Raw genomic sequence first — 4,910 nt, forward strand, 5'->3', positions numbered from 1 at the left:
CTCGACGCGGGCCACCCGTTTATATAGTTGTTCGCGGCGCGGGCCCCCCCCGCCAACACCGCCCTATACGACGAGGCGGGGCCCCCGCCCCCGGCCGCGCCGGAGGGCGCGGCCGAGGGCGTCCGGTCCGCTCAGGACGCGGTGCGCGGCGCCGAGCAGGCCCTGGCCGCGGCCCGCACCGACCTGGCCCGGGCGCGCGGCGGCGCCGGCGCCGTGGAGGTCCGCGAGGCCGACAACGCCGTGAACAGCGCCCGCCGGGAGCTGGACTCCGCCCGCGCCGAGGAACCGCTGGACCCGAACCGGGTCGCGGACCTGCAGGACGCGCTGGGCCTGGCGGAACTGCGCCGGGCCCAGCTGGACGCGCCGGCCGACACCACCGCCCAGCGCGCCGCGGTCACCGGCGCCGAGCAGCAGCTGCGCGACGCCCGCACCGGGCTGGCCACCGCCCGGGAGCAGGCGCTGCCGAACCTGCCCGCGGGAGAGGTCCTGTACCTCGCCGACCTGCCGCGGCGGGTGGACGCCGTGACGGCCACCCGGGGCAGCGTCCTGGAAGGTCCGGCCATGACGGTCTCCGGGGCGACGCTGCAGGTCACCGGTTCCGCGGCCGAGGCCGACGCCCGGTTGCTGGCCGTCGGCGGCGAGGCGTTCCTCGACCTGCCCGGCGGGGACCGCCACCGCGCCGTCGTCGCAGCCCTGGCCCCCGGTGGGGGCGACTCCGCCCGCTGGACGGTGGAACTGACCCCCGACCCCCTGACCCCGGAGCAGGTCAGCGAGCTGCAGGGGTCGAACCTGCGGGTCTCCGTCCCGGTCGGGGCGACCCAGGGACCGGTGCTGGCCGTCCCGCTCGCCGCCCTGTCCGCGGGATCGGGAGGGGAGAACCGGGTGGAGGTCGTCGACGGCGACCCCCGCGACGGCGAGGACGCCGAGACCCGGCTGGTCGTCGTCGAGACGGGCCTGGCCGCCGAGGGGGCCGTGGAGGTCCGCCCCCTGGAGGGGGAGCTGTCCGAGGGCGACCTCGTCGTGGTGGGCCGCTGAGTGGGCACCCCCCTGGTCGAACTGCGCGACGTGACGCGCTCCTTCCCCGGGCCGCCGGAGGTGCAGGCGCTGAAGTCGGTGAACCTCACGGTGCACGCCGGCGACTACGTCTCCATCGTCGGCCCCAGCGGGTCGGGCAAGTCGACGATGATGAACATCCTCGGCCTCGTCGACCGGCCCAGCGTGGGCGAGTACCACCTCGACGGCGCCCGGACCGGCGACCTCGACGAGGTGGGCCGCTCGGCGCTGCGCGCCACCCGGATCGGGTTCGTCTTCCAGGCCTTCCACCTGCTGCCGCGCCGGGACGTCCTGGAGAACGTGATGCTGCCCATGCTCTACAGCGGGACCCCGCGGGACGAGCGCGAGGACCGGGCCCGGGCCGCGCTGGACCGGGTGGGGATGTCGCACCGGCTGGGTTTCAGCCCCGCGACCCTCTCGGGCGGGGAGAGGCAGCGGGTGGCCGTGGCCCGGGCCGTGGCCACCCGCCCGGCCCTGCTGCTGGCCGACGAGCCGACGGGCAACCTCGACGAGGCCACGACGGCCGACGTGATGGCGCTGCTGGAGGAGCTGCACGACGACGGCATCGCCGTCGTCGTCATCACCCACGACGCCGAGGTGGCCGACCGGGCCGACCGGGCGCTGCGGATCGCCGGCGGGCGCCTGAGCGAGGTGCGGTGAGCCCCGGGCTGAGCGTGGGCCGGAGGAGCTCCCGCGCCCCTGCGCGCCCCGCTCCCCCCGTCGCGCCCGTCGCCCGCGCCGACCGGTTCAGCGCGGGTGACCTGCTGGTGGAGGCGACCGCGGACCTCAGCAGCCGCCCCGGCCGACTGGTGATGACGTTGCTGGGCACGGTGATCGGGATCGCCTCGCTGGTGCTGACCGTCGGGTTCGCGCAGACGACGGCTCAGCAGCTGGCCCAGCAGTTCAACGCGTTCGCCGCGACCCAGCTCGTCGTCGTCCCGGCCGAGGCGCAGGTCGGCAGCCGCAGCGTCGCCACGAGCCGGCTGCCGTGGGACGCGGTGGACCGCGTGGAGCGCCTGGCCGGGGTGCAGGCGGCGGCCGTGGTCGCCGAGGTCACCCTGCCGGAGGGCGCCACCATCACCGCGGTCCCCGTCAACGACCCCTCCCAGGCCCCTGCCGCCCCGCCGCGGCTGTTCGCCGCCTCGGCGGAACTGCTGGACACCGTGGAGGGCACCGTCACGACGGGCCGGGCCTTCGACACCGGGCACGACCGGCGGGGGGACCGGGTCGCGGTCCTCGGTGCCCGGGCCGCCGAGCGCCTCGGCGTGAGCCGGGTGGACACCCAGCCCTCGATCTTCGTCGACGGCCTCGCCTACGCCGTCGTCGGGATCTTCGACGGCGTCGCGGCCCGGGCCGAGCTCCTGGACGGCGTCGTGATCCCCACCGGCGCGGCCCGGCAGGACTTCCGGCTCCCCGTGCCCGGGGAGGTGCGGGCCCGCGTCGTCGTCGACTCCGGGGCCCAGGTCGGGGAGCAGGTGGCGCTGGCCCTGGCCCCGGACGACCCCGACGGCCTGGAGGTCCGCGCCCCGGCGGGGCGCTCGGAACTGGCCCGCGACGTCGAGGCCGACGTGAACGTCGTGTTCCTCGTGCTCTCCGGCGTCGTGCTGCTGGCCGGTGCGGTCGGCATCGCCAGCGTCACCACCCTGTCGGTGCTGGAACGCACGAGCGAGATCGGGCTGCGCCGCGCGCTGGGGGCGACCCCGCGCCAGATCGCCGGGCAGTTCATGACCGAGTCCGTCGTCGTCGGGCTCCTCGGGGGTCTGCTGGGGGCCGCGGTGGGGGTCCTGGCCCTGCTCGCCGTCTGCCTCGTGCAGGGCTGGGCCCCGGTGGTGAACCCGCTGGTCGCGCTCGGCGGGGTGGTCCTCGGTGGGGTGGTGGGAGTGCTGGCCGGGGGGTTCCCGGCCCGCCGGGCCTCGCGCATCGAACCGGTCGTGGCGCTGCGGGGGTCGTGAGCGCAGCACCGCCGCGGGCTCCCGATCATGCGGTGGTCTCCGGGGCGTCCGTGAACCGACGTGGACGGTCCCCGGGGGTAGGTTCGGACCATGCGCGTCACGCACTTCGGCCACTCGTGCCTGCTGGTGGAGACCGCGGCCGCCCGCGTCCTGCTCGACCCCGGCGTCTTCAGCCACGGCTTCGAGGAGCTCCAGGACCTCGACGCCGTCGTGATCACCCACGCCCACCCCGACCACGTGGACGTCGAGCGGCTGGAGTCCCTGCTGGAGGCGAACGACGGCGCGCAGCTGCGGGCCGAACCGGCCACGGCCGCCTCGCTGACGGAGTCCGGGATCGGGGCCCGGCCGCTGCACCCGGGTGAGCACGTGGAGCTGGCCGGGGTGCGGATCGAGGCCGCCGGCGGCCGGCACGCCGTCATCCACGCCGACATCCCCCGCATCGGGAACGTGGGGGTGCTGCTGTCCGCCGAGGGCGAGCCGACCCTGTTCCACCCCGGCGACTCCTACGAGACCGTCCCGGCCGGCGTCGACGTGCTCGCCGTGCCGATCGCCGCGCCGTGGGCGGCGCTGAAGGAGACCGTCGAGTTCGTCCGCGCCGCGGGCGCCGCGACCGGCCTGGTGATCCACGAGGGGGTGCTGTCGGCGCCGGGGCGGGCCGTGTACGGCAACCAGGTGCGGACCCTGGGCGGCCTGGACCTGCGCGAGCCGCAGGGGACCACTCCCCTGGAGTTCTGACCCCTCCCCCTCCCCCTCCCTCCCCCTCCGCGATCAAGGACACCCGCGCGGCGATCAAGGACAGCCAGGCGGCCGGCCGCGCAGGTTTCCTTGATCGCGGGGGTGGGTGGGTGTGGCGGTCGTACCGTCGTCGTGGGCGCCGGCACGGCCCGTCCCCGGCGACGCGCGCGTTCGCGGCCCTGGCCCGCCCGCGCCGAGGGGGGCGGCAGGATGTCCCGGTGCCCAGCAGCCCCGTCCTGTTCCTCGCCGCGATCGCCCCCGACGGGCGCGCGACGTTCGCCCCCGCCGACCCCGCCGCACCGCACGTGCGCGTCGACGACCTCGGCGTCACCCGCGGTGACGGCGTCTTCGAGTCGGTCGGCGTCGTCGGCGGCGTCCCGCAGAGCCTGGAGCACCACCTGGCCCGGTTCGCCCGCTCCTCCGCGATGACGGACCTGCCGGCCCCGGACGCCGCCGCGTGGGCCGACGCCGTGCACCGCGCCGTCGCCGCGCACGAGCCCCGCCCCGAACTGCTGGCGAAGCTGATCGTGACCCGCGGGGTCGAGGGCACCGGCGTCCCCACCGGCTGGGTGCTCGTGACCCCCGGCGCCGACTACGCGCAGGCCCGGACCGAGGGCGTCGACGTGCTCGTCCTCGACCGCGCCTACCCCGGTGACGTCACCACGCGCGCCCCGTGGCTGCTGCAGGGCGCCAAGACGCTGTCCTACGCGCTGAACACGGCCGCGCTGCGGCACGCCCGCGCGCACGGGGCGCACGACGTCGTGTTCGTCTCCTCCGACGGCGACGTCCTGGAGGGCCCGAACTCCACGGTGCTGGCCCGCTCCCGCGACCGCTGGGTGACGCCGCCGCCGGAACTGGGGCTGCTGGACGGCACGACCGTGGGCCGCGCGCTGGCCTTCGCCCGCGCCCGCGGGGACCGGGCCGAGGTGGACCGGCTCACCGTGGCGGACCTGGCGGCGGCCGACGGGGTGTGGCTGGTGTCCAGCGGCCGGCTGTCCGCGCCGGTCCGCAGCCTCGACGGGGTGGCCCGCCCGGTGGACGCGGCGGCGCAGGCCGCTCTCCTGCACCACCTGCTGACCGTCCACGACTGACGGTCACCAGAGCGGAGGGTGGGGTCCGGATCGTTGGCCCCTCGCTGCCGATCATCGGCAGCGCGGGTCCAACGATCCG

General features: G+C 76.8%; 5 protein-coding genes. All 5 read left to right on the forward strand.

What is annotated here, in order from left to right; translation table 11 throughout:
- Positions 1-27: 27 nt before the first annotated feature.
- The 5 genes from ACRYRX_RS22420 (at position 28) to ACRYRX_RS22440 (ending at position 4,831) form a co-directional block, all read left to right on the forward strand.
- The gene (locus ACRYRX_RS22420; RefSeq protein ID WP_432515413.1) at positions 28-1,035 is read left to right on the forward strand and encodes an efflux RND transporter periplasmic adaptor subunit; all 1,008 of its coding nucleotides are present in this window, start codon (positions 28-30) and stop codon (positions 1,033-1,035) included.
- Positions 1,036-1,713 (forward strand): ABC transporter ATP-binding protein, encoded by a 678-nt coding sequence (locus ACRYRX_RS22425; RefSeq protein WP_432515415.1) that lies wholly within the window; start codon positions 1,036-1,038, stop codon positions 1,711-1,713.
- Entirely contained in the window at positions 1,710-3,005 is a 1,296-nt protein-coding gene (locus tag ACRYRX_RS22430) for an ABC transporter permease (protein WP_432515417.1), read from the forward strand. The genes ACRYRX_RS22425 and ACRYRX_RS22430 overlap by 4 nt, the downstream gene beginning before the upstream one ends.
- Positions 3,006-3,095: 90 nt before the next feature.
- Positions 3,096-3,740, forward strand: coding sequence for an MBL fold metallo-hydrolase (locus tag ACRYRX_RS22435; protein WP_432515419.1), 645 nt, complete (start codon positions 3,096-3,098; stop codon positions 3,738-3,740).
- Positions 3,741-3,958: 218 nt separating this feature from the next.
- Complete coding sequence (locus tag ACRYRX_RS22440) at positions 3,959-4,831, forward strand: aminotransferase class IV (RefSeq protein ID WP_432515421.1); 873 nt, start codon at positions 3,959-3,961, stop codon at positions 4,829-4,831.
- Positions 4,832-4,910: the final 79 nt, after the last annotated feature.

Source organism: Kineococcus lubricus, from assembly GCF_050871965.1.
Classification (GTDB): Bacteria; Actinomycetota; Actinomycetes; order Actinomycetales; family Kineococcaceae; genus Kineococcus.